The sequence below is a fragment of the Arthrobacter sp. ERGS1:01 genome, assembly GCF_001281315.1.
GTDB lineage: Bacteria > Actinomycetota > Actinomycetes > Actinomycetales > Micrococcaceae > Specibacter.
In genome coordinates this window covers 3,028,614-3,052,345 of the sequence record NZ_CP012479.1, presented here as the reverse complement: position 1 = coordinate 3,052,345, position 23,732 = coordinate 3,028,614, and the positions used below count along the sequence as shown (strand labels likewise).

The 23,732-nt window shown below is 65.6% G+C and carries 22 protein-coding genes and 2 riboswitches; of the genes, 16 read left to right on the top strand and 6 right to left on the bottom strand.

Translation table 11 applies throughout. The features are described from left to right. Positions 1-102: 102 nt before the first annotated feature. Positions 103-200: riboswitch (glycine riboswitch) on the bottom strand. A gap of 144 nt (positions 201-344) precedes the next feature. Next, positions 345-439, top strand: a riboswitch (glycine riboswitch). A gap of 152 nt (positions 440-591) precedes the next feature. The 6 genes from gcvP (at position 592) to AL755_RS17790 (ending at position 9,030) form a co-directional block, all read left to right on the top strand. Further along, entirely contained in the window at positions 592-3,483 is a 2,892-nt protein-coding gene (gcvP, locus tag AL755_RS17815) for an aminomethyl-transferring glycine dehydrogenase (RefSeq protein WP_054012146.1), read from the top strand. A gap of 18 nt (positions 3,484-3,501) precedes the next feature. Further along, positions 3,502-4,623, top strand: a complete 1,122-nt coding sequence (gcvT, locus tag AL755_RS17810) for a glycine cleavage system aminomethyltransferase GcvT (protein ID WP_054012145.1) — start codon at positions 3,502-3,504, stop codon at positions 4,621-4,623. A gap of 277 nt (positions 4,624-4,900) precedes the next feature. After that, positions 4,901-5,284 (top strand): glycine cleavage system protein GcvH, encoded by a 384-nt coding sequence (gene gcvH / locus AL755_RS17805; protein ID WP_054012144.1) that lies wholly within the window; start codon positions 4,901-4,903, stop codon positions 5,282-5,284. Further along, positions 5,281-6,597, top strand: a complete 1,317-nt coding sequence (glyA, locus tag AL755_RS17800) for a serine hydroxymethyltransferase (protein ID WP_054012143.1) — start codon at positions 5,281-5,283, stop codon at positions 6,595-6,597. The genes gcvH and glyA overlap by 4 nt, the downstream gene beginning before the upstream one ends. Positions 6,598-6,742: 145 nt before the next feature. Next, complete coding sequence (locus AL755_RS17795) at positions 6,743-8,140, top strand: L-serine ammonia-lyase (RefSeq protein WP_054012142.1); 1,398 nt, start codon at positions 6,743-6,745, stop codon at positions 8,138-8,140. Positions 8,141-8,280: 140 nt separating this feature from the next. Continuing rightward, positions 8,281-9,030, top strand: coding sequence for a methylenetetrahydrofolate reductase (locus AL755_RS17790; RefSeq protein WP_237762537.1), 750 nt, complete (start codon positions 8,281-8,283; stop codon positions 9,028-9,030). 16 nt (positions 9,031-9,046) lie between these two features. Here AL755_RS17790 and AL755_RS17785 read toward each other — a convergent pair whose 3' ends face one another. Next, complete coding sequence (locus AL755_RS17785; protein ID WP_054012140.1) at positions 9,047-9,787, bottom strand: dienelactone hydrolase family protein; 741 nt, start codon at positions 9,785-9,787, stop codon at positions 9,047-9,049. Between the two features lie 176 nt (positions 9,788-9,963). On the opposite strand from AL755_RS17785, the gene AL755_RS24155 reads away from it, so the two are divergent. Together AL755_RS24155 and AL755_RS17775 are read left to right on the top strand one after the other, a co-directional pair. Continuing rightward, positions 9,964-10,245: a hypothetical protein gene (locus AL755_RS24155; RefSeq protein ID WP_054012139.1), complete on the top strand. Its 282-nt coding sequence runs from the start codon at positions 9,964-9,966 to the stop codon at positions 10,243-10,245. Beyond that, positions 10,140-11,822, top strand: coding sequence for a DUF2264 domain-containing protein (locus AL755_RS17775; RefSeq protein ID WP_237762740.1), 1,683 nt, complete (start codon positions 10,140-10,142; stop codon positions 11,820-11,822). Before AL755_RS24155 ends, AL755_RS17775 begins: the two co-directional genes overlap by 106 nt. Positions 11,823-11,843: 21 nt before the next feature. Here AL755_RS17775 and AL755_RS17770 read toward each other — a convergent pair whose 3' ends face one another. From AL755_RS17770 to AL755_RS17760, 3 genes are read right to left on the bottom strand one after another with little or no spacing between them, the layout of a single operon-like run. After that, the gene (locus tag AL755_RS17770; RefSeq protein WP_054012137.1) at positions 11,844-13,481 is read right to left on the bottom strand and encodes an ABC transporter permease; all 1,638 of its coding nucleotides are present in this window, start codon (positions 13,479-13,481) and stop codon (positions 11,844-11,846) included. Then, on the bottom strand, positions 13,478-14,416 hold the full coding sequence (locus AL755_RS17765) for an ABC transporter ATP-binding protein (protein ID WP_054012136.1): 939 nt from the start codon (positions 14,414-14,416) through the stop codon (positions 13,478-13,480). Before AL755_RS17765 ends, AL755_RS17770 begins: the two co-directional genes overlap by 4 nt. Positions 14,417-14,432: 16 nt before the next feature. After that, on the bottom strand, positions 14,433-15,101 hold the full coding sequence (locus tag AL755_RS17760) for a TetR/AcrR family transcriptional regulator (protein ID WP_054012135.1): 669 nt from the start codon (positions 15,099-15,101) through the stop codon (positions 14,433-14,435). A gap of 49 nt (positions 15,102-15,150) precedes the next feature. Between AL755_RS17760 and AL755_RS17755 the strand changes: the two genes are divergently transcribed. From AL755_RS17755 to AL755_RS17740, 4 genes are all read left to right on the top strand, one after another. Further along, positions 15,151-15,762 (top strand): GyrI-like domain-containing protein, encoded by a 612-nt coding sequence (locus AL755_RS17755; RefSeq protein ID WP_202813527.1) that lies wholly within the window; start codon positions 15,151-15,153, stop codon positions 15,760-15,762. Between the two features lie 151 nt (positions 15,763-15,913). Further along, positions 15,914-16,984 (top strand): sensor histidine kinase, encoded by a 1,071-nt coding sequence (locus tag AL755_RS17750; protein ID WP_237762536.1) that lies wholly within the window; start codon positions 15,914-15,916, stop codon positions 16,982-16,984. 17 nt (positions 16,985-17,001) lie between these two features. Continuing rightward, entirely contained in the window at positions 17,002-17,244 is a 243-nt protein-coding gene (locus tag AL755_RS24150; protein ID WP_237762535.1) for a hypothetical protein, read from the top strand. Between the two features lie 25 nt (positions 17,245-17,269). After that, complete coding sequence (locus AL755_RS17740) at positions 17,270-17,920, top strand: response regulator (protein ID WP_054013172.1); 651 nt, start codon at positions 17,270-17,272, stop codon at positions 17,918-17,920. A gap of 78 nt (positions 17,921-17,998) precedes the next feature. On the opposite strand, the gene AL755_RS17735 is transcribed toward AL755_RS17740, so the two are convergent. After that, complete coding sequence (locus tag AL755_RS17735; protein ID WP_237762534.1) at positions 17,999-19,702, bottom strand: AfsR/SARP family transcriptional regulator; 1,704 nt, start codon at positions 19,700-19,702, stop codon at positions 17,999-18,001. Between the two features lie 317 nt (positions 19,703-20,019). Between AL755_RS17735 and AL755_RS17730 the strand changes: the two genes are divergently transcribed. From AL755_RS17730 to AL755_RS17715, 4 genes are all read left to right on the top strand, one after another. Further along, on the top strand, positions 20,020-20,811 hold the full coding sequence (locus AL755_RS17730) for an SDR family NAD(P)-dependent oxidoreductase (protein WP_054012131.1): 792 nt from the start codon (positions 20,020-20,022) through the stop codon (positions 20,809-20,811). Between the two features lie 192 nt (positions 20,812-21,003). Further along, the gene (locus AL755_RS17725; RefSeq protein WP_160318927.1) at positions 21,004-21,477 is read left to right on the top strand and encodes a hypothetical protein; all 474 of its coding nucleotides are present in this window, start codon (positions 21,004-21,006) and stop codon (positions 21,475-21,477) included. A gap of 50 nt (positions 21,478-21,527) precedes the next feature. Then, entirely contained in the window at positions 21,528-21,824 is a 297-nt protein-coding gene (locus AL755_RS17720) for a hypothetical protein (protein WP_054012129.1), read from the top strand. 48 nt (positions 21,825-21,872) lie between these two features. Next, on the top strand, positions 21,873-22,511 hold the full coding sequence (locus tag AL755_RS17715) for a LysE family translocator (protein ID WP_054012128.1): 639 nt from the start codon (positions 21,873-21,875) through the stop codon (positions 22,509-22,511). Between the two features lie 97 nt (positions 22,512-22,608). Here AL755_RS17715 and AL755_RS17710 read toward each other — a convergent pair whose 3' ends face one another. Next, entirely contained in the window at positions 22,609-23,616 is a 1,008-nt protein-coding gene (locus AL755_RS17710; RefSeq protein WP_237762533.1) for an endonuclease/exonuclease/phosphatase family protein, read from the bottom strand. Between the last annotated feature and the right edge of the window lie 116 nt (positions 23,617-23,732).

Below are 23,732 nucleotides of genomic sequence, written 5' to 3'. Positions count from 1 at the left end.
CCCACTCTGTCCAAGGACCTGAGAGTTTCCGCGCCACTTTGATGTGAAGTGGCGCTTGCACCTTCGGTGAGCCCGGTTGCCCGGACTGCTTTCCAGAGTTGCCTCGCCACGGCGGTACATGGGCCTGAGAGATTCCCGGGGAGGGTTTGCTCCTACGGCGCCTGCTGACTGTACCGGCAGGACTCTCCCGCCGCGGATCATGGGCATTCACTTATTTGGGTGACGCGAGTCACACACTAGCGTGATCGCGGGACCCGGCGCAAGGTGGCTTCCGGGACACTTTGCCATGTTTGCGAAGTTCGTGTACTGTGTGAGCCGAGTCACCCACATCTTAATATGCTTTTTGAACCGTGGCGGGAGAGTCCTCCAGCTATTTGGTGGCGCCGTAGGAGCAAATCCTCCCCAGGAATCTCTCAGGCACCCGTACCGCCACGGCGAGGCAACTCTGGAAAGCAGCCAGGCCCCAAGCCCGGCTCACCGACGGTGCAAGCGGACGTGAAAAGTCCGCGGAATCTCTCAGGTCCAAGACAGAGCGGGGAGGAACCCAATCCATGCCGCGCACCCTGCGCCGGCCGTACCTTGGAGTTCCTCATGACGATTCAATCCATTCCAACAGTGTTTGCCGACCGGCACATCGGCGCCCGCCGCCAGACCGACGTCGACCGCATGCTCAAGGCCATCGGCTACGACAGCGTTGATTCCCTGGTGGACACGGCCGTCCCCGATTCCATCCGGCAGGCCACGCCCCTGGTGCTCCGGAACGCGCTCAGCGAGGTGGAGGTGCTGGCGGAACTGCGGGTCCTCGCCGCGAAGAACAAGACGGCCGTGCAAATGATCGGCCAAGGCTACTACGACACCGTGACACCCCCGGTGATCCGCCGCAACATCCTCGAGGCACCCGCCTGGTACACCGCGTACACGCCCTACCAGCCCGAGATCTCCCAGGGCCGGCTCGAGGCACTCCTGAACTTCCAGACCATGGTCAGCGACCTGACCGGGCTGCCCGTGGCCAACGCCTCCCTGCTGGATGAAGCCACCGCCGTCGCCGAAGCCGTGCTGCTCATGCGCCGCGCCAACAAGTCCAAGGCCGCCGCCGACGGCAAGACAGTCCTGGACGCGGACCTGCTGCCGCAGACCATCGCCATCGTCAAGGGCCGCGCCGAGGCGCTCGGCTTCGAGGTGGAGGTCGCCGACCTCGCCCTGGGCCTGCCCGACGGCGCCATCAACGGAATCGTCCTCCAGCAGCCGGGTGTCTCCGGGCACGTCTTCAACCACGGCCCCGTCATCGCCGAGGCCAAGGAACGCGGCGCACTCGTCACGGTGGCCGCGGACCTGCTGGCCCTGACGCTCATCACCCCTCCCGGCGAGCAGGGCGCGGACATCGCCGTCGGCACGGCCCAGCGCTTCGGCGTGCCGCTGTTCTTCGGTGGCCCGCACGCCGCCTACATGGCCGTCCGCAACGGCATGGAGCGTTCGCTTCCCGGCCGCATCGTGGGCGTCTCCACGGACAACACCGGCCTGCCCGCCTACCGCCTGGCCCTGCAAACCCGCGAGCAGCACATCCGCCGCGAGAAGGCCACGTCCAACATCTGCACCGCGCAGGCCCTGCTGGCCATCGTCGCCTCGATGTACGCCGTCTACCACGGCCCCGAGGGCCTGAAGGCAATCGCCGAGACCGTCCACGGCCACGCACTCACCCTCGGCACCGCGCTTGCCTCCTCCGGCGTCGAGCTCCTGCACACCTCCTTCTTCGACACCGTCACGGTGCGGGTTCCCGGCCGCGCCGGCGCCATCGTGGCTCTGGCCGAGCGTGATGGCATCAACCTGCGCGTCATCGACGCCGACCACGTGGGCATCTCCGTCGATGAGACCACGACGGCGGACATCGTGGCCCGCGTGGCCGCCGCCTTTGGTGCCGCACCGGCAGGCGACGGCGCCGATCACGCCAATGATCCGGTGATTGCCCTCGCCGCGGACACGGAGCGCACCTCCGACTTCCTGACCCACCCCGTGTTCAACACGCACCGTTCCGAAACGCAGATGCTGCGCTACATCCGCCGCCTCAGCGACCGCGACCTGGCCCTGGACCGCACCATGATCCCGCTGGGCTCGTGCACCATGAAGCTGAACGCCACCGCCGAGATGGAGGCCATCTCCTGGCCCGGCTTCGCCTCGATCCACCCCTTCGCCCCGGATTCCCAGACCGAAGGCTGGCGCGAGCTGATCGGCGGCCTAGAGGCGGACCTGTGCGAGATCACCGGCTACGACCAGGTCTCGCTCCAGCCCAACGCAGGCTCCCAGGGTGAACTGGCCGGCCTGCTGGCCATCCGCGGCTACCACCTCTCCCGCGGCGACGTGCAGCGCACCATCTGCCTCATCCCGCAGTCCGCCCACGGCACCAACGCGGCCTCCGCCGTGCTGGCCGGCATGAAGGTCGTGGTGGTGGCCACGGCAGCCGACGGCACCATCGACCACGCCGATTTGACCGCCAAGATCGAGGCGCACAAGGACCAGCTGTCCTGCATCATGATCACCTACCCATCCACGCACGGTGTGTACGACGCCGACGTCCGCGAGGTGTGCGACGCCATCCACGCCGCCGGGGGACAGGTCTACGTTGACGGCGCCAACCTCAACGCCCTGGTGGGCCTGGCCCAGCCCGGCAAGTTCGGCGGCGACGTCAGCCACCTGAACCTGCACAAGACGTTCTGCATCCCGCACGGCGGTGGCGGCCCCGGCGTCGGCCCGGTTGCGGCCAAGGCCCACCTGGCGCCCTTCATGCCCGGCGACGCCAACGCCTCGGAGGAATCCGGCACCGGCGTGCCGATCTCCGCCTCGCGCTTCGGCTCCGCCGGCGTGCTGCCCATCTCCTGGGCGTACGTGAAGCTCATGGGCGGGCAGGGCCTGACCGAGGCCACGAAGTCCGCGCTGCTGGCCGCGAACTACATCGCCTCCCAGCTCAATGAGCACTTCCCGGTCCTCTACACGGGCGCCGGGGACCTCGTGGCCCACGAGTGCATCCTGGACCTGCGTGACCTGACCGCCACGACCGGGGTCACCGCCGAGGACGTGGCCAAACGCCTCATCGACTACGGCTTCCACGCCCCCACGCTGTCCTTCCCCGTGGCCGGCACGCTCATGGTGGAGCCCACGGAGTCCGAGGACCTGGGTGAAATCAACCGGTTCATCACCGCCATGGTCAGCATCCGCCACGAAATCGACCAGGTCGCCGCCGGCGAGTTCACGCTGGCCGACAGCCCGCTGCGCAACGCACCCCACACGGCTGCCGCCGTGGTCGATTCCAACTGGGAGCGCGGCTACCCCCGCGAGCAGGCCGTCTTCCCCGTGGCCAGCCTGCGCCAGGACAAGTACTTCCCGCCCGTGGGCCGCATCGACGGCGCAGCGGGGGACCGCAACCTGGTCTGCAGCTGCCCTCCGATCGAGGAATTCGCCGAAGACTTTTCCGCAGATTTCGCCAACTAACACCGCAAAGGAATCACCATGACTGAGAACCACACAGCCCTTTACGGCGAACACGAAAAAGCCGGCGCCTCCTTCACCGACTTCGGTGGCTGGCAGATGCCGCTGAAGTACTCCTCCGAGCTGGCCGAACACCACGCCGTCCGCAACGCCGCCGGCCTGTTCGACCTCTCCCACATGGGCGAAGTCTGGGTCACCGGCCCCGATGCCGCAGCGTTCCTGGACTTCGCCCTGGCCGGCAAGCTCTCCGCCGTGGCCGTCGGCAAGGCCAAGTACTCGCTGATCTGCAACGCCGACGGCGGCATCATCGACGACCTCATCTCCTACCGCCGCAGCGACGAGAGGTACCTGGTGGTCCCCAACGCCGGCAACGCCGCCACGGTGGCCGGCCTGCTGGCCGAGCGCGCCGCCGGCTTCGACGTCGTCGTCAACAACGTCTCCAGCGAGACCTCGCTGATCGCCGTCCAGGGCCCCAACGCCGAGGCGATCCTGCTGACCCTGGTCCCCGCGGAACAGCACTCCCTCGTGACGGAGCTGAAGTACTACGCCGCCGTCGACGTCGTCATCAACGGCCAGGAACTGCTCTTGGCACGCACCGGCTACACGGGCGAGGACGGTTTCGAGATCTACATCCCGAACGCCGACGCCGCCACCCTGTGGCAGGCGCTGCTGGCAAACGGCACGGCCCAGGGGCTCATCCCGGCCGGCCTGGCCGCCCGCGACTCGCTGCGCCTGGAGGCCGGCATGCCGCTCTACGGCAACGAGCTCTCCCTGGACGGCCACGCCTACGCAGCCGGCCTTGGCCCCGTGGTCTCGCTGGCCAAGGAAAGCGACTTCGTCGGCAAGGCGGCACTCGCCGCCATCAAGGAATCCGGCGACGGCACCACCACGGGCCGCAAGCTCGTGGGCCTGAAGGGCATGGGCCGCCGCTCGGCCCGCGGCCACTACCCGGTCCTGAAGGACGGCGCCACGATCGGCGAAGTCACCTCCGGCCAGCCCAGCCCCACCCTCGGCTACCCGGTCGCCATGGCCTACGTCGACGTCGCCCACGCCGAACCCGGCACCGTGCTCGACGTCGACCTCCGCGGCAAGGCCGAGCCCTTCGAGGTTGTCGCCCTGCCGTTCTACAAGCGCCAAAAGTAGTCCCCGCCCGCGCCGGTGGTCGAGCTTGTCGAGACCACCGGCCCGGACCGGACCTAGGCGTTAGTGGTGGCGGAGACGGTGTTTCCATAGGCGACGTAAAGGAGGCCCCCAAGGCCGCCCGCGGCCGACGGGCCGGATAGGCCCCAGACGCTCCCATTGCTCGCAAGCTCGCAACGGGATCCTCGCATCTGTGGGCCCAGCCGAGGAAATGCCGGCTTCGTCACCGCCATCCATCCCAGTTCATAGTTTTCAGCAGACGATTTGAAAGGTTTACCTCATGAGCAAAGTAGCTCCCGAACTGCAGTACTCCGCCGAGCACGAGTGGATCGCCACCGACGGTGCCGGCCCGTCCACGATTGGTGTTTCAGCCGTCGCCGCCGACGCGCTGGGCGACATCGTATACGTGGACTTGCCCGAGGTCGGCTCCACCGTCACCGCCGGCGAAAGCTGCGGTGAAATCGAATCGACCAAGTCCGTCTCCGATCTGTACGCCCCCGTCACGGGCGAGGTCACCGAGGTCAACCCGGCCGCCGTCGAGGACCCGGCCCTGATCAACACCGACCCCTACGGAGCCGGCTGGCTGTTCAAGGTGACCGTCGAATCCGAGGGCCCGCTGCTGAGCGCCGCCGAGTACGCCGAAGCCAACGGCGGCGAGCTGTGAGCGCCGTCGGAGTGGACTACACGCAGGTGGTCTCGCCCAGCCTGGACGCGCCGCTGTCCGCGCTGGACCCGGAAATTGCCGCGCAGATCGACGCCGAACTGGGCCGCCAGCGGACCGGCCTGGAAATGATCGCCTCGGAGAACCACACCGCGGCCGCCGTCATGGCGGCCCAGGGCTCGGTGCTGACCAACAAGTACGCCGAGGGTTACCCGGGACGCCGCTACTATGGCGGCTGCGAGTACGTGGACGTCATTGAGCAGCTGGCCATCGACCGGGTCAAGGCCCTCTTCGGTGCGGAGTACGCGAACGTCCAGCCGCACTCCGGCGCCCAGGCCAACGCCTCCGTCATGCACGCCCTCATCAAGCCCGGCGACACCATCATGGGCCTGAACCTGGCCCACGGCGGCCACCTCACGCACGGCATGAAGATCAACTTCTCCGGACGCCTCTACAACGTGGTCCCGTACCAGGTCCGCGAGGACACCCACCAGGTGGACATGGCCGAGGTGGAGCGCCTGGCCCTGGAGCACAAGCCGGCCCTGATCGTGGCCGGCTGGTCCGCCTACGCACGGCAGCTGGACTTCGCCGAATTCCGCCGCATCGCGGACCTGGTGGGCGCCTACCTTATGGTGGACATGGCCCACTTTGCCGGACTCGTCGCGGCCGGACTGCATCCCTCACCGGTGCCGCACGCCCATGTCACCACATCCACCACGCACAAGACGCTGGCCGGCCCGCGCGGCGGCATTATCTTGAGCAACGACGCCGACATCGCCAAGAAGATCAACTCCGCCGTGTTCCCTGGCCAGCAGGGCGGGCCGTTGGAGCACGTCATTGCCGGCAAGGCCGTGGCGTTCAAGATCGCCGCCTCGCCGGAATTCGCCGAACGCCAGGAACGGGTGCTGCTGGGTGCCCGGCTGCTGGCCGACCGACTGGTCCAGCCCGACGTCGCCGCCAAGGGAATCTCCGTGATCTCCGGCGGCACCGATGTCCACCTGGTGCTGGTTGACCTGCGCAACTGTGAACTGGACGGACAGCAGGCCGAAGACCGGCTCGCCGCGATCGACATCACCGTCAACCGCAACGCCGTCCCGTTCGATCCGCGCCCGCCCATGGTCACCTCCGGCCTGCGCATCGGCACCCCCGCCCTGGCCACCCGCGGCTTCGGCGAGGCCGCCTTTGCCGAGGTCGCCGACATCATCGCCGAGGCACTCTTGGCCGACGCCGGCGCCGACCTGTCCGGTCTGCGCACCCGCGTTGAGGCGCTGGCCGCGGCGCACCCGCTGTACCCGTCGGTGGCGGCCTTGTCCTAAGCAGGAGACCTTCCTGCTCCCACGGTTCGCCGTCCCGGGAGTTCCAGCGCATTGGGGGTGCTGGGACTCCCGGGGTGGCACCCGTTCCTGCTCCGTCCTCCCGACACCCCGCCAATACTGGCGAGCCTTGAAAGGTGTTTCCGTCATGTCCGTTGGTGTTTTTGATTTGTTTTCCGTGGGGATTGGTCCGTCCAGTTCGCATACCGTGGGGCCGATGCGGGCCGCTGCGGCGTTTGCCCGTGAACTTACCGAGCAGGGACTTGCTGGCCGTGTCGCGGCCGTCCGGGTGGACCTGTACGGTTCCCTGGCCGCGACGGGGCGTGGGCATGGCACCATGACGGCGGTGCTGCTGGGGTTGGAGGGGCGCGAGCCGGAGTTGATTCTGCCGGCGGAGGTTGATGAGCGGTTGGCCGCGTTCGCCGCCGGTGACCCGTTATTGCTGGCCGGCAGTGTCGAACTCGCCTACGGTGCCGAGGACATCATCTTGCATCCCCTGACCATCCTGCCCCGGCATACGAACGGGATGAAGTTTGCCGTCAGCGATGCTGCCGGGGTGGTGTTGGCGGAGGCGACGTTCTTTTCCGTCGGGGGCGGCTTCATCATCCGTGAGGGCGAGGTCGAAGCAGCCGCCGCGGAACTGGAAAATTCCAAGGCCCGGCTGCCCTACCCCTTCCGTACCGCCGCCCAACTGCTGGAGCACTGCGCCGCCGTGGGCGGGAACTTTAGTGATGTGATGCTCGCCAACGAACGCATCTCCCGCCCCGAGACGGACATCCGGTCCGGGTTGTTGCATATCCGCGACGTCATGGAGGACTGCAAGAACGCCTCCCTGGCCCGCACCGGGTTGCTGCCGGGCGGGTTGAAGGTCCGGCGCCGGGCCCCGGACTGGCACACCCGGCTCCGGGCCGAGGACCCGGACCGGGATCCGAAGTTCTGGCAGGAATGGGTGAACCTGGTCGCGTTGGCCGTGAATGAGGAAAACGCCTCCGGCGGCCGGGTCGTCACCGCCCCGACCAACGGGGCTGCCGGGATCATTCCGGCCGTCATGTTCTACGCCACCCACTACACGCCCGGGATGGCCGAGGCCACCCCGGAGCAGGTTGATGCGGTGGTGGTGAAGTTCCTGCTCGCCGCCGGCGCCGTCGGGGTCCTGTATAAGGAACAAGCGTCCATTTCCGGGGCCGAGGTCGGCTGCCAGGGCGAAGTCGGCTCCGCGTCCTCGATGGCCGCGGCCGGGTTGGCCGAGGTCATGGGCGGCACCCCCGAACAAGTCGAGAACGCCGCGGAAATCGCCATGGAACACAACCTCGGCCTCACCTGTGACCCGATCGGCGGGCTCGTCCAGGTGCCCTGTATTGAACGCAACGCGATCGCCGCCGCGAAAGCCATCAACGCCGCCAAAATGGCGCTCTGGGGCGACGGCCAGCACCGCGTCTCCCTCGATGAAGTCATCGTAACCATGCGGGAAACCGGACGGGACATGTCCTCCAAATACAAGGAAACCGCCATGGGCGGCCTCGCCGTCAACGTCGTCGAATGCTAACAACCTCTTCCACGCACAACCCACCACCAGTCCCGCGCGGAACACCGTTCCACGCACAACCCACCACCAGTTCCACGCGGAACACTCCGCCGCACTGATCGCAGCCCGCCAGATCCTTCCACCTTCGATAGGATTCCCTGATGCTCCCCACACGATTGGAAATCATTCCCACCGACGGCATCGTTGCCGATGTGCGGGCCCAGCTTCCCGCCGGCACCACCATCACGGTCACCTGCCTGCCGCACCACGGGATTGAACGCACCATGGAAACGGCGACCGCGCTGGCGGGGCACGGCTATAATGCGGTCCCGCACCTCGCCGCCCGATCCATCGTGTCCCGGAAGCAGCTGGCCGGGATCGTGCGGGATTGCGGCGGCGCGGGCATCACCGAGCTTTTCGTTATTGGCGGGGACAAGACGCACTCTGCAGGGCCGTTCACCTCAAGTGAGGGCCTGATGCGCGAGATTGCCGAAGTGAGCGGCAACACCATGACGATGGGGGTTGCCGGGTATCCGGAGGGGCACCCCTCCATCACCGACGGACAACTGCTGGATTCACTGCGGGCCAAGCAGGAGCTGGCCAGCCACATCGTCACACAGATGTGTTTTTCCCCGACAGCCATCGCCGGCTATTCCGCCATGCTGCTCCGCGAAGGCGTGACGCTCCCGGTATGGGCGGGCGTTGCCGGAGCCGTGCCGCGGACCAAGCTGATCATGCTGGCCACGAAGATCGGCGTCGGCAGCTCGCTGAAGTTCATCACCGGCAAGGCCGCGCTGGGCAAGAAGTTGCTGGGCGGCGGCCGCTACCAGCCCGGCGAGCTCATCGAGGATCTTCAGGCGCTTCCAAGCCCGCCGGCCGGGATCCACCTTTACAGCTTCAACAACCTCTAGGTGCGCCGGGCCGCTACTACTGCACGTGTTTTTCCAGGAACTCCAGCGTTTCCGTCCAGGCGATGCGCGCCGGTTCCGCGCGGTAGGTCTGGGTGTTGCCGTCATTGAAGAACGCGTGCCCGGCGCCGGAGAACACCGTGTACTTGAAGTCGACGCCGGCGGCCTGCATGCTGACGATGAGGGCAGGCAGCCCATCGGTGAGGGCTGTGTCGTCCTCGCCGTAGAACGCCAGGATGGGGCAGTTGATGCCGGCCAATTCCTTGGCCGTGAAGTTTGCGTGGCCGTAGAAAGGCACGGCCCCCGCCAACCGGGGTTCGTCCACGGCCAGGGCAAAGGAATAGGTCCCGCCAAAGCAGTAACCGACCACGGCGGTCCGGCCGGCACCCTCGGCGGTTGCCTCCAGATGGTTGAAGACTTCCTTGACGCCGTCCCGGATCCTTGCGGCCGACTCGGGCGAACGCAGGGGAGCGGTGGCCTCCCTGATCCTTGGCTGCGCTGCGGCACCCTTGACTGGATCGTTGCGGTCGGCCCCCAGCTCGGCCAGCAGGGTTGCATCAAGCCCGGCAAGCCCCATTAGGTCGGGTGCCACGGCTAGGTATCCGGCGGCCGCGAACCTGTCCGCGACGTCCTTGATATGGCCGGTGAGGCCCCAGATTTCATGGATCACCAGGACGGCCCCGCGCACTACGCCGGTGGGCTCGGCCCGGTAGGCCTGGAAGTTTTGCCCCGCAGTGGTGAAGTCGATGATTGCGCTCATGGTTATACATTTACACTGCGCACTGGGTGTTGGTGTGGAAAATCCTGAATATTTATCACTTCTTTGCGGTGAGCGGACATGGTGCCCGGAGGGAGGAATAGGGCCTCAATTCCCCACGGAAAGCCCTTTCCCGCTAAGGTGGAGGCACTGTAACGGCGCCGCGCAAGGGAGCAGCAATGATTGAGATGCCCACGGACAATCGGGACACCAGCCCCATCACGGGCTACACCCGTGAGCATTGGCTGGCCGCCGCCGACGCCCAGCTTCTGGCCGTGCGCCCCTACGCAAGCGAAAGCCATGCCTTCATCAACCTGCCCGGCACCCCAGCGGCTCCGGCGCCGTATCCGACGGACTGGAGGGATTCGCCCGCACGTTCATCCTTGCCGCGTTCCGGGTGGCCGGCGAACACGGCGCCGACCCGCACGGTCACCTGGCGTTCTACCGCAGCGGCCTGCTAGCCGGCACGGATCCGGAATCGGCCCAACCCTGGCCGCGCATCGAGGTAACCCGGCAGGCGTTGGTGGAGGCGGCGTCGTTGGTCCTGGCCCTGCACCTGACGCGCACCTGGCTGTGGGACACCTTGGCCGTTGCAGAGCAGGACAGGGTGGTCGACTGGCTGGGCGGCTCGGTGGGCGTTGGAATCCCGGACAACAACTGGGTCATGTTCAAGGTCATGGTGCAGGAATTCATTGCCTCTACGGGCCGGGCGTTCCACGAAGCCGACATCACCGACGGGCTGGCGCGGATCGAGGACTGGTACGTGGGGGAGGGGTGGTACCGGGACGGCGCCGGGCAGCGCTTTGACTACTACGCCGGCTGGGCCATGCACCTGTACCCGTCGCTGTGGACCATGATGGCCGCACCGCGCGTTCCGGAGCTCGCCGCCGCCAAGGCCGCCGTCTACCGGGAGCGGCTGGCCCGGTACCTCACGGATTTCCAATACTTCTTCGGCGCCAACGGCTCCCCGCTGTTCCAGGGCCGCTCCCTGATCTACCGCTTCGCCGCCACGGCACCCCTGTGGCTGGGCGAACTGCTGGGCGTGAGCCCGCTGGACCCCGGCGCCACGCGGCGGTTGGCCAGCGGAGCCCTGCGCCATTTCAACGACGGCGGCGCCTTCGACGACCGCGGACTGCTGCCCTGCGGCTGGTTTGGGCCGTTCGCGCCCATGACGCAGAGCTACTCCGGGCCGGGATCGCCGTACTGGACGTCCAAGGCGTTCATCGGCCTGATGCTGCCCGCCGACCACCCCGTCTGGACGGCGACGGAAACCGCCGGCCCCGTGGAGACCGCCGATGCGGCGCGCACCTTGGCCGCCCCCGGATTCCTGCTGTCCAGCACCGCCGCCGACGGGGTGGTGCGCCTGGCCAACCACGGCAGCGACAACCAGCCCGGCCTGGCCGACCGCGACGATCCGCACTATTCACGCTTCGCGTTTTCCACCCATGCCGCACCGGACTTCAACGCCCCGCTGGACAACCACATCGCCGTCCTCGATGCGGCGGGCGTGCCGTCGCGCCGGGTCAGGATTCTCCGCCGGCCAAGCACGACGCCGGCCACCCAGGCCAGCGCGCACCACCCCGTGTGGGGTGCGGCGGAGACCGGCAAGGACTCCGCCTGGACCATCACCTCCGCGACGGCCATGCGCGGGCCCTGGGAACTGCGCGTCCACGTGGTGGAGTCGGAAAATCCCGCCACCGCCCCCGTTCGTGAAGGCGGCTACGCCGTGGCCGCAGAGACTCCAGGGAGTGTGGCTAGCCGGCTGATCCCTGTCCTGGGCCACGACGACGGCGGAACGGCAGCGGCCTCCGGCGCAAACCCCATGACGGCGGAAACCGAAACACCGTGGCTGTCCGGAACACACCACGGAACGCGGAGCGTGTTTGCCTCACTGGCCGTGCTGTCCGGGGATCCTGCCGTGGCAGCGGCGCTCGCCGCCGCGGAACTTCGCCCCGAACTGCACGACGCCGGCGGCACGGTCACGGTGACCATCATCGCGCCGGACGGCCACCCGCTTTCCGCGGGCTTCCGCCCCTGACGGCCCGTTATTGACGGCTCGCTATTCGGCGACGATGTCGCGGGTGCGGAACCGCCGGATGCCAAGTGCGGCGAGAACCAGCGCAATCACCGTGAGCACCACGAGCGGCATGACCGAGAAGGAATCGGCGGGCATTCGCGGGACGGCGCCAAACGGGGTGGCCCTGATGACGGATTCGGACAGCGAGAACAACCCGCCAAACATGGCAATCACCACCGAGACCCCGTAGACGGCCCAGCTCAGGCTTACGCTCAGCCGCGGCGCGAAGGCGTGCAGGAACAGCATAACGGCCATCATGAGCAGCACGGCCGGCCAGTACGCAAACGCCGCGCCGGCCATGGCGGAACCCGTTGCGGCGCCGTCGGACGACACTCCGGTGAGCCAGCCGCCCAGCAGCAGCATCGCGAGCGAGCCGGCCGCCGCGACGGTGATGTGGGCGCCGAGCCACCGGGTGCGGGCGAGGGAACCGGCCAGCTGGGACTCGAGCCGGCCGGCGGACTCCTCGGCACGGGCGCCGGAGAGGCTTTGGATCGCGAAGGCACCGGCCAGCATGGCGTTGAACAGCACGAACGTGCCGAGGATGCCGTTGAGCACGTTTTGGGAATCGCCGAGGAATGCCTTGGCGAAGGAGTTGGACGGGTCCAGGACCGAGGTCATGGCCTTCGCGACGCTGCCGAAGAACAGCCCGGCCACGACGGCGCCCAACAGCCAGGAGATGAGCGTGGCCCGCTGCAGGCGCAGGGACAGGCCCAGCGGCGAGGCCAGGAACGCGGTGGCGCGTGCCGGCCCGCGGCGCGACGGCACCAGTCCCATGCCAAGGTCGCGGCGGGTTTCAATGCGCAGCGCCAGGACGCAGCCGCCGACGGCCAGGGCAATCAGGGCCAGGAACGGCCACCACGTGTCCTGCTCGAAGGAGCGCATGTTCTGGCCCCAACCGATCGGCGAGAACCAGCTCAGGGCCGTGACGTTCGTGCTGTGGGCGTTCACGTCGGCGATGGCCCGGATGAGGTAGAAAACGGCCAGCACGGCCACGCCCAGCGAGTTCGCGCCGCGGCTCGTGGAACTGACCTGCCCGCAGATCGCGGCGATGCCCACGAACGCAAGCCCGACGCCGGCAATCGAGCCGCCCAGGACCCAGGAGCCGGCCGTGGGCAGCTTCTCGGCCAGGGCCAGCAGGGTGATCAACAGGCCCGAGACGACGCTGAGCCCGCCCACCACCGCGTAATTGGCAAGGCTGAACGCATGCCGGCCCAGCGCCGAGCCGCGCAGCAGCTCGGTGCGGCCAGCCTCCTCGTCGGCGCGGCCGTTGCGGGTGACCAGGAAGATCGACGCAAATCCGAGGGCGACGGCGAGGGTCATCCAGATCTTGATAACCAGGATCCCGCCCAGGCTGCCGGCCGCGTACGGCAGGCCCGTCATGGCGGCAATGGCCGGGGTGTTGGCCACATTGGCGTAGGCGTCGCGGTCCGCCTGCGTGGGGAAGGTCGCCTGCTGGGAGTTGTAGACCACGGGGATCATCAACGCCAGCACGGCCGCCCAGATGAGCAGGCGCAGCCAGTTGCGGCGCAGGATGAACCGTACGGACAAGCCGAATCCGGACAGCGTGCCGGTGGCGGACGGAGCCGCCGCGGTGTGCAGGCGGGCGGTTGCGACGCTCATCGCGCACCCGCGGTCTGCACGGGCACTGTCCCGGTGCCGGTGGAAACGCCGCCGTAGTGGCGCAGGAACAGGTCCTCCAACGACGGCGGGCTGGAGACCAGCTGCCGCGGCGAGTATCCGGAAATGGCTGCCAGCACGCCGCCCAGCTCCGCTTCTCCCACGGTGAAGGTGGCCTTGGCGCCGTCGGCCACCAGGTCGTTGACCCCGGGGACCGAGGCCAGGACGGCGCCGTCACGGTCCAGCACCACGGAGACCGTGGTGCGGTGCAGGTGGCGGAGTTCGTCCAGCCGGCCGGATTCGACGGTCCGGCCCTCGCGGATGATGGTCACGGTGTCACACAGCTTTTCCACCTCGGCAAAGATGTGGCTGGAGAGCAGCACGCTGCGGCCCTCGGCCTTGGCCTCCCGGATGCAGTCGGTGAACACCTCCTCCATCAGGGGGTCCAGGCCGGAGGTGGGTTCGTCCAGGATCAGCAGCTCGGCATTGGAGGCCAGGCCTGCCACCAGCGCCACCTTTTGCCGGTTGCCCTTGGAATAGCTGCGCGCCTTCTTGGTGGGATCCAGCTCGAACCGCTCCAGCAGCATGTCCCGCTTGACGTTGTCGACGCCGCCACGCAGCCGGGACAGGATATCGATGGCCTGCCCGCCGGTGAGGTTGGGCCACAGGCTCACATCCCCGGGCACGTACGCCAGGCGGCGGTGGAGCGCCACGGCGTCGTGCCAGGGGTCTCCGCCCAGCAGCTTCGCGCTTCCGCCGTCGGCCCGCAACAACCCGAGCAGGACCCGGATCGTGGTGGACTTCCCCGCCCCGTTGGGGCCAAGGAAGCCTGCGACGTTTCCCTGCTCCACGAGCAGGTTCAGGCCGTCCAGGGCCGTGGTCTGGCCGAAATTCTTGCGCAGGCCGCTAACCTCAATGGCCGGAGTATTTGGGCTCATGATGTCTTCCTAACCGTTACTCAGGTGCTCCCGCGAGACCCGCGGGATGGCGTTCGGTGCCGGCCACGTACGCCAGGTACTGGTCGAGGTAGGAGCTGTCGGTGAACAGGCCCTCCGTGTAAACCTCAAGCGTTGGCAGCATGGTGTCGGCATAGATTTGTTCCGTGACCGCCTGGAAATCGTCCAGGGGCATGTCGGGGCGCATGGCAAAACGGACGATCAGGCCGCCGATGGATTGGTGGATCAGGTAGCGCACCCGGGCCTCCTCATCCCGGCTGGGCACGACGAGGCCGCGGGCCACGGCGTCGAGGGTGAATTCGAGGGCTTCCTGGATCATGTTTTCCACGAACTCCCGCCCGGCCGGGCCGCCGTCGCGGACGCTGCGCAGGATGTAGACCATCAGGATTCCGCTCTCCCGCGAGGATGGGAGCCGGGAAAACAGCAACCCCGGTTCGACATTCATGCTGTCCACCTTGAGGGTCCGGTACCGTTCAAGGACTGTGGCATCGCACTCGGCCCGCAACTCTTCCTTGGACCCGAAGTGGTGGCGGACCAGCCCGGCGCTGACGCCGGCCCGAGCCGCAATGGTCCGCAGGGATTCGTCAAAACCCCGCGCGGCGAAGCACTCGATCGCGGCATCCCGCAACCGGGCCCGACCGGTCAAATCCTCCTGGGCTGTACTCATGTATAGGAGACTACTCGCCTGTATAGCCACTGGCAATGGTTATCTTTGATTGGCATTCAAGGACGACGGCGCCGGGAAGGGTGAGTGCCGCCGCGCACCATTGACTTTGGGTATCGGTGCCCCGCGGTTGCCCTCGGCCGCCCACGATGTGCGGGTGAATTGCCTGGGTTCCGGCAGGCAATATCCGCCCGAAGCCGATGCCGCTACAGTTGGAAATATGCGCTATCAGGTGACGGTGAAGGATGTCGCGGCTCGTCCCACGGCGGTGGTGCCGGCGACGACCACCTGGCAGGAGTTCCCGACGTTGTGGCGGGAATTGAGCGATGAGGTGTGGGCGTGCCTGCGCGCGGGTGGGATCTCCGGGGGCTGCCGCGTCGTCATGCTGTATCTGGACGATGTTCCCAACGTTGAGGTTGGGGTCGAGTTGCTCGTGCCGTGCCCGCTCACCGGGCGGGTGGTGGCATCAGCGCTGCCGGCCGGACAAGTGGCGATGACCGTTCACCATGGGCCGTACTCGGGCCTGGGCGCCGCGCACCGTGCCGTGACTGACTGGTGCGCCGCACAGGGAAGACAACGGTCCGGCACGCTGTGGGAGGTTTACGGACCCCACAACGACGATCCCGCCAAGGTATGGACCGAGGTCTACCACCAATTGGCCTGAACGCGCTGCCGGCTGATTCTGGCTCAAAGTCTGAACTATTTGGCTTTGAGGCTGAGATCGCAGCATTCGGTCGGGGTGGGGCGGTTGGCGTGGATAGGGTTGCAGCCATGGAAACAGTTCTTAAGTTAGCGAAGCGTTGGGGCGCCCTTTGGTGGCGATCGTTTTCTTTTCCCTGTGGTGCGTGGGTGAAGCCGGCAGGATGAACGGATCCTTTCTTGTCTGGGAGGGTGGCTGGCCGCTGGTCTTGATGACCCTTGCGATTGCGACGGCTTCTTGGCTGCCGGTGGTGTCAATCGGCTTCACGGTGGTGCTTCTTGTCGGCCAGTTGACGCATGTCGTACCGGTCATGGAATCCAACCATTGGGCGATCTATATTGGTTCGTTCTTCGCCCTCGCCTTCATCTTGTGGAGCGGATCGCGCAGGGTGCGTTGGATCGCTGCGGGGATCAATGTGGCGGCCGCTGCGGTGATGGCCTTCCTGATGCTTTCGTGGAGGTACAGCGACGGCGTCGGCTGGTACCAGCCAATGTATTACGGGGACATGCCGATGCTCAGGGCCTATGGATGGCAGCTTTTTGCACTCCTGCTCCTCATCGCTGCGGGCTGCGCCGCTGTTGGTCTTCTCCTGGCGCAATATGAGGAACGAGGACGCCTGTTCCGTGCAAAGGAATTGGCCCAGCGCAGTCTCCTGGAGGCTGAAGTCAACTTGGTCGTGGAGCAGGAACGAACGCGTATTTCCAGGGACCTCCATGACGTTTTGGCCCACTCGCTCGCCGTCATCGCAGCGCAGGCTGACGGGACACGCTATCTGAGCAAGGATCAGCCCACGTCGGTAGTCAACGCGCTGGAGACCATTTCCAAGGCCGCACGTCATGCATTGGTTGACGCCCAGCGGGTCATTGAGGGTATCGGCGACGACGGGACGGCTTCACCGCAGCCACAGCTAAGTGACATCCCGGCACTTATCGACGGCATGCAACGCGGCAGTTTGAAGATCAATTCCGGCGAATCCGGGAAAGCGGTGAAACTTTCGTCGGGTCAGGAAGTGGCCGTTTTCCGTATCGTCCAGGAGTGCCTGACCAACGCGCTCAAACATGGCGGCCGGGGTACTGACGTCAGGCTCCATTTCGACTGGTCCGGTCCCGGACTTACCCTCCATGTCGCCTCGGCCATGGTTTCCCCCGAACCCGACGTTCACGGCGATTCCGCCCGACCCGTGTAGGCCGTGGGCTGCCGGGAATGCGAGAACGCGCCTATATGGCTGGCGGCTGGCTGACGGCCGGCCCTGATGGCGAGCACTTCCGCGTGACGGTCTTCGTTCCTTACGGAGTGCTGGAAAGCAGCCCCGACGATGACGACGCCCTGGTTGCGGCCTGGGCACCTGTTGCCGCCATGGCGGGAATTGACGGGACTCCCGCCCTTGCCGGTGTGGGACTGCCGCAGTCGGCAGGAACTGAAGGGACGACGTTTTACCGTGGGTGATGCTGATTTGGCCATTTCCGTGGCCATGGTTGATGACCAGCCGATGTTCATTGCGGGAATACGCATGCTCATCGACAGCCAGGAGGACATGGAATTTGTTGGGGAGGCCGGTAATGGAGAACTCGCCATTGCGTTGGCGTCCGCCAAACGTCCGGACGTCATGCTGATGGATCTGCGAATGCCTGTCATGGACGGTGTGGAGGCGACCCGAAGGATCGTTCAGGAGGCAGATGCGGCCGGTGCCGAAAAGCCCAGGATCATCGCGCTAACCACCTTTAACCGGGATCAGGCCGTGGTCCAGGCGGTTCAAGCCGGTGCTAGCGGATACCTGCTCAAGAGTGCCGAGCCGGAGTTTCTCCTGGCCGCCATTCGCACGGTTCATACCGGGTATTCCGTCATCGCGCCCGGATCCATTCACACGCTCTTTGAGCATGCTGCCCGGAACGTCCCCTCCATGGGTCCTGACCTCTCGGTCCTCGACGTCCTCTCCGTCAGGGAGAGGGATATTTTTGTCCTCGCGGCGAAGGGACTAAGTAACAGTGAAATGGCGCAGAGCTTGTTTGTCTCGGAAGCGACCATCAAGACCCATCTGCGCAGCGTGCTGGACAAGCTTGAACTCCGCACCCGGCTCCAGCTGGTTGCGTTTGCGTACGAACGGCGCCTTTTGGGCAGCTAGATAAAACTGAAGCTATCGCTACGCGGGGAGGTGACACGTGCGTATGTGAAGCGTGACCCTCCTCATCGTGTGTCCGACCTAGCCTTGATCCTTGGTGGCATGCAGCCGGGCTAGGTCGGTGAGCAGCGCTGAGATTGCTCCGAGGTCGACAGCCCCGCTGCCGGCGGCACGCTCTCCCGCCGCCGGCCGGAGAGCGTCGAACGCACGTCGCCCTGCGGCCCCGTGTCCGCAGTCGATCGCGGCAAGTCCGATGAGGGACCATGAAACTTCGAGCATCAGATCGTGCGGCGGATCTGGAAGAGTGTCGAGAGCTGCCATGGCATCCTCCCGGCGCCCGCCTCGGGCAAGAAGAAGGGGGCGCACCCACGACTCGTATGGCCCAAAATGTCCGTCAGGAAGCGCAGTTCCAGCTCGGACAGCGTCGGAGAGTCTCGTCAGTTCGCGGAGCCCGATCCTGAATCCAGGCATCTCGCTTCCTCCCGGCGGAGCAGGTCCATCGGTGAAGACCCAGCGAAACCAGGCGGTGAGGACGGATGCAAGGGGCCGATCGAATCGGGCTGCAAGTAAGTCGATCCGCCCGGCCTCGTCCGAGGCGGCAATGACATTGTCCCGGGCGCAGAGGGCCTGCATCCTGATCAAGCGCCCCTGGATCTCGAAGGTCGGCAAATCTGCGTCCATGGCTAGAGCTATGATCTCGGAGCCGATGGATTCGCGTGTTCCTGCCCGGCCGGCCGTTTCAAATTCCTGCAGGTAGAGAGCGCTGAGCGCGAAGCACAGTAATGCCGGATCAACGAGTCGCCTGGCAATTCGTTCTGCCTCGACAGCCTCAGCGTGCCGGTTGGCGGTGCCACGTGATTCCATGGCAACGGTGGCGAGGAGCGTCGCCCGTACCCGGTCCGACGTCCCGGATGGCAAGGCCGCGATCGTCCGCAAAGCTGCGTCAACGATCGCTGCCGACCGCTCGGGATCGTCGGATCGGGTCCAGCAGCCGGGCACGGCAAACCCGCCTATGACGCGGGCTGTTAATTCCGGGTCACCGAATTGCTCGGCAGCGGCGATAGCGGCCAATCGTTGTTCATCCGCGAACTGGACCGAGCCGGACACCGCGAGCAGCGGAAGGAGTGCGGTAACGCTCTCCAATTGGGATCGTGCACCTGAAAGCGCGGCAACGGTCTGGGAGAGGATCGTTTCCCCGTCGTCGGCGAGTTCGAGTGAGGGATCACGACGCAGGATACCGTGCTCCAGCTCAGCCAGCCGGTCACTGGGGTCAAGGCCTAGTTCTTGCCTGAGGGTGGCACGAGCTTGGGAGAGCACACCGAGCGCATCTCCCTGGCGCGCGGACCGATATAGGGCGAGTGCGAGCAACCTCCAACCTTCCTCTCGCCAAGGATGTTCACCGATGTGGTCATTGAGAAGCGTGACGACGTCCTTCGGCCGCCCGAGCGCAAGCCGGGTTTCTGCCAGGTGTTCGGCCACTCCGGCCCGGAGTTCAGCGATCCGGACCCTCTCGCTCTGGGCCCAGAGGCGCGTGCCGAACTCCTCGAAAGCGACCCCGCGCCACTCCTCCAGTGCAACAGTCAACAGCGATTCGCGCGTGCCCAAGCTCATTCCATCCGCGGTCTGAACAGCCCGCTCGACCCGCCAGAGGTCGACGGCGGTCAACGTGAGGTTGAGAGCATAGCCGTCACCCATGGTGATGAGATTCGCGGGGGGCGTGCGAGCAGGACGCTCCGGCTCGAGGATCCGGCGCAGCTCACCGACGAAGGTGCGAACGGCGCCCACCGCGCCGGCAGGGGGTCCTCCCACAACTCGTCGACCAGCCTGCCCGTCGACACCGTCCTGCCGTGAGCAGCCACCAGGATGCCCAGGATCTCGCGGTGTCGTGCTTTGGAGAGTGGAAGAGAGTGGCCGTCGATCTCCGCACCGATAGGACCTAGAACACGGACTCGAAGCTTGCTCACCCGCCCAGTCTAGTTCGCAGGCATGGCCGGCTGATCGGGCGCTGATCCAGGTGGGGCATGATCGCCTTGAACCCGTGCTGGAATTCCCGGCATCGGAAGTGATCGCAGTTTTTATTGTGCGATGTGAAGGAGACATGAGTGGATCTGCAACTCAATGGCAAGAAGGCTTTCATCAGCGGATCAACCCAAGGAATCGGCTACGCGATCGCAAAAGCATTGGCCCAAGAGGGCGTCGACGTGACGCTCAACGGACGTGAGGAGGCGAAGCTGTCAACAGCAGTCGAATCGCTGCGCCTCGACGTACCCGGGGCTTCCATCGAGGGTATCGCGGCCGATTTCTCCGATCCTGCCCAGGTGAACCGGCTATGCGCCGACCTTTCCGACATCGACATCCTGATCAACAACGTGGGACTCTTCGAGTTGAAACCCTTTGACCTCATTTCGGACGACGATTGGCGAATGTACTTTGAGGTCAATGTGCTCAGTGGTGTGCGCCTTTCCAAGCGTGCAATGCCGGCAATGCTGGATCGAGGGTGGGGCCGGATTATTTTCGTGAGCAGTGAATCGGGTGTCAACATCCCGGCCGAAATGATCCACTACGGCGCGTCAAAGACGGCGTTGGTGGCGGTTGCAAACGGCTTGGCGAAGCTCACCAAGGGCACCGACGTCACCGTGAACTCGGTTCTTGGGGGTCCCACGTACTCAGACGGCGTCGCTCAAACAGTCGAGACACTTGCTCATCAATCCGCCATGGCAGTGGCCGATATGAAAAGGGCGATCATCGCCACGAACCAAACCTCACTGCTCGAACGGTTTATCGAACCGAGTGAGATCGCGAATATGGTGACGTTCCTGGCAAGCCCTGCCGCATCTGCGACGAACGGATCAGCGGTGCGCGTCGACGGAGGCGTGCTGACAGCGCTGTTCTAAGCAAGCAGGCGCACTTTCCAGCTAAATTCGACTACCTGCAGAGAGCAGCCGCCGGATGGGTCGTTGAAGTGGACCATGAAGCCCCTTACTTCGGTCGATTCCAAAGCCCCTGTGATTGACTGACAAGAAGAACAATCATTTTTGAACGCACCAGTTTTGTAGTGATCGTAGAAAAAATCCGGGGGATTCTGAATGTCTGAGCCAATACGCATCGCATCACCACGCATGTTCCTGTGGCGTACAGCGTCCTGGTTGTCTGCACTTTTCGCAGTTCTTGCGCTGCTGATGCCATTGACGGCCCTGGTGGGGGCGGCGCTCGCGGCCCTCACTCTGGCGTTGGGATTCCCCACCTGCAGCTCGATCCTCCGACAGGGAGTGGCTCGTCGACTTGTTCTCTGGTGGCTCGTCCTGTCCGCGGTGTCGATACTGGCACTGGTAGCGAAGGTGGGCCTATTGATCATGCCTGTCCCTCGCTACGCGGATTACTATCCCCATGAACAAGTCTCGCCGCTGAGGCAAGCCATTCTTGATAACGCATCGATTCTCTATGGGGGCGCCGGCTGGACGTCGGTCATCGCCACCGTCGCGGGGGCAGTGGTTCTTGGGTGGGTGTTCCAACAATTGCCGTCCGTCCGCAGCAAGACGGCAAATTACATCAATCAGTAAATCCCCGGGTTTTGATCGACGGCCGGTACATTCAGCCTATGAATAGTGTCGTGCTGGCCAGAATTGGTGCTGTTGCCGGGAGCCTTGTAGCGCTGATGGTGATCGGAGCCTGGTTCTACGTCCGGCTTTGGATGGGGTTGGACGCCGAAATGCCGGCCCAGTGGCAGCTGTATCGTTTTGCCGTGGCCGCCATCCTGTGGGCTCCTCCCGCCGTTGTCCTGGTTATTGCGGCACGAGGCAACCGAATCCGGCAGCCCGGAGCCAGCCGGGACTACCTTTTGCTGGCCGGCTTGAGCATTTTCTGGATTTTCGCGGCAGGCATGGCATCGGCGGTTTTGGGTTTGTAGTCCGTCCGATAGATTCGTGCCAACAACGCGCAATGAAGTGGAGTCGACATGTTGCCTGCGGCCAGCGGCTGGGCTTTTGCCCTCGCAGCCTTCGCCCTCATCGTCATTCCCGGCCCGAGCGTGCTCTTTGTCATCGGCCGGTCGCTCTCCCTGGGTCGCAAAGGGGGCTTTCTCAGCGTGCTGGGGAATGCACTTGGAATGCTCCCGGCCATAGCTCTCGTCTCACTCGGCGTTGGTGCCATTGTTGCCGAATCCGTGGTCGTTTTCGTCATCATCAAATTCGTCGGAGCCGCCTACCTGATCTACCTCGGAGTGCAGGCGATCCGGCACCGCAACGACCACACCGGAACTATCGCCTCGCGACGCGGGCGACCGTCGTCGTTCCGCCTCATCCGTGAGGGATTCTTCGTCGGAATAACCAACCCCAAGACGATCGTTTTCTTCGTCGCCGTGCTGCCTCAGTTCGTCAACTACGGGCACGGCGGCATCCCGCTTCAGATGGCAACGCTCGGGATGATCTTCTTCGGGATCGCCCTCGCTAGCGACAGCATGTGGGCACTCACGGCCGGCACGGCACGAGAATGGTTTGCCCGCAACCCGAAACGCCTCTCCCGCATGGGTGCCAGCGGCGGAGTGGTGATGATCGGCTTGGGCGGCGCGCTGGCACTCACCGGCAACAAGAGCTAGGTTCGCGCAGAATTGGACGGCCCGGTCCGGGGCAATAACTCTTGACATAGCTTGATCACAATAGGGCAGAGGGGCGAGGTTGGCGCGGCGCGAAGCCCTACCCATGCACCGTGTAAATCGCCAGGACAGCTTTGTGGTCCGTCGGCCAGGGCATTTCGGCCAGCACGAATGAATCCTTCCCGGACTCAACCACCCGCTGACTTCGCACAATTGATTCTCGCGGGCCCGCGAGCCGTGCATCCGTCAGCCGCAATCGGTGATCGGGATGGTGGAAAACAAAATCAATCCGGTCCCGCTCGTCGGCCTCCCTTGCCCAGCTCAGCTCGTTGGCTTCAACCAGGGGATTGCTCGCGGGCCACGTGAATCCGGGATGAGTGGCGGGGTCCGGGTGTTGGTGCCGGTAGGCATCCACAAACCCGGCATCGCCCAGCGCCTGCGTCGACGCCCACGGCAGAACCACCCCATTGTGGTCGAACAGCTGCGCCGTGCGGGACGTCCAATCCAACGCCGAGGGCTCGTTGAAATCGCCGCCCATGATGACCACGCGGCCATGCCGCCGCTCGTTGTCAGCATCCTCGAGGAACTGGGCGATCGCCTGTGGCCGACCGGAATCTTCATTGACCCGGGCAACCCTCGCCGTGTCGGTCACCGGACCGCTCGGAATCTTGGCCCAGCCGTGCTCGGAAAACTCTCCACTGGGTGCCCCCGGGCCATAACCGCGGGGCAGGTACGTTGCGTACCACCGGTATTCCAAATGGGCCGCATAGGCCGCGATCTCAACAGCACCTACCCTCACGATCGCCTTGGTCATGCCCGGAAGCGGGGTCGCTTCGCCGATCGGGTAGGCCGAAATAATCGCGCTGTCCCCGGTCGTTCCGTGCTGGAAGTTCAGTCCGTGCGCGTTGAGTGTGGCCACGATGTCCGGCGTCGTCTCCGTGGCCTCCGGGATAAGGACCAGGGAGGCGCCGGATTCCCTGATGATGTCCGCGATCATGCCAACCCCGCCGGGGACCTTCGTGCCGCCGTGCCAGGCGTTAAGCACCAGGACTTTGAGGGTGACCTGGGACGACGACGACGGCGTCGCGGCGCAGGCGGTTCCCGGCATCGGCAATGTCTCCGCATCAGTGGCACCAGCCGGTTCTCCAGCAGCGCTTCGGCGAGATGCCGGGTGCATCCTGTTCCTTTTCCATGGATCGTATGGTTCACCCGCTTGGGCAAAGT

Coding starts and splice junctions, on each gene's coding strand:
- gcvP (WP_054012146.1), top strand. CDS start 592: ATGACGATTCAATCCATTCCAACAGTGTTTGCCGACCGGCACATCGGC.
- gcvT (WP_054012145.1), top strand. CDS start 3,502: ATGACTGAGAACCACACAGCCCTTTACGGCGAACACGAAAAAGCCGGC.
- gcvH (WP_054012144.1), top strand. CDS start 4,901: ATGAGCAAAGTAGCTCCCGAACTGCAGTACTCCGCCGAGCACGAGTGG.
- AL755_RS17795 (WP_054012142.1), top strand. CDS start 6,743: ATGTCCGTTGGTGTTTTTGATTTGTTTTCCGTGGGGATTGGTCCGTCC.
- AL755_RS17790 (WP_237762537.1), top strand. CDS start 8,281: ATGCTCCCCACACGATTGGAAATCATTCCCACCGACGGCATCGTTGCC.
- AL755_RS17785 (WP_054012140.1), bottom strand. CDS start 9,787: ATGAGCGCAATCATCGACTTCACCACTGCGGGGCAAAACTTCCAGGCC.
- AL755_RS24155 (WP_054012139.1), top strand. CDS start 9,964: ATGATTGAGATGCCCACGGACAATCGGGACACCAGCCCCATCACGGGC.
- AL755_RS17770 (WP_054012137.1), bottom strand. CDS start 13,481: ATGAGCGTCGCAACCGCCCGCCTGCACACCGCGGCGGCTCCGTCCGCC.
- AL755_RS17765 (WP_054012136.1), bottom strand. CDS start 14,416: ATGAGCCCAAATACTCCGGCCATTGAGGTTAGCGGCCTGCGCAAGAAT.
- AL755_RS17760 (WP_054012135.1), bottom strand. CDS start 15,101: ATGAGTACAGCCCAGGAGGATTTGACCGGTCGGGCCCGGTTGCGGGAT.
- AL755_RS24150 (WP_237762535.1), top strand. CDS start 17,002: ATGCGAGAACGCGCCTATATGGCTGGCGGCTGGCTGACGGCCGGCCCT.
- AL755_RS17740 (WP_054013172.1), top strand. CDS start 17,270: ATGGTTGATGACCAGCCGATGTTCATTGCGGGAATACGCATGCTCATC.
- AL755_RS17725 (WP_160318927.1), top strand. CDS start 21,004: ATGTCTGAGCCAATACGCATCGCATCACCACGCATGTTCCTGTGGCGT.
- AL755_RS17715 (WP_054012128.1), top strand. CDS start 21,873: ATGTTGCCTGCGGCCAGCGGCTGGGCTTTTGCCCTCGCAGCCTTCGCC.
- AL755_RS17710 (WP_237762533.1), bottom strand. CDS start 23,616: ATGCCGGGAACCGCCTGCGCCGCGACGCCGTCGTCGTCGTCCCAGGTC.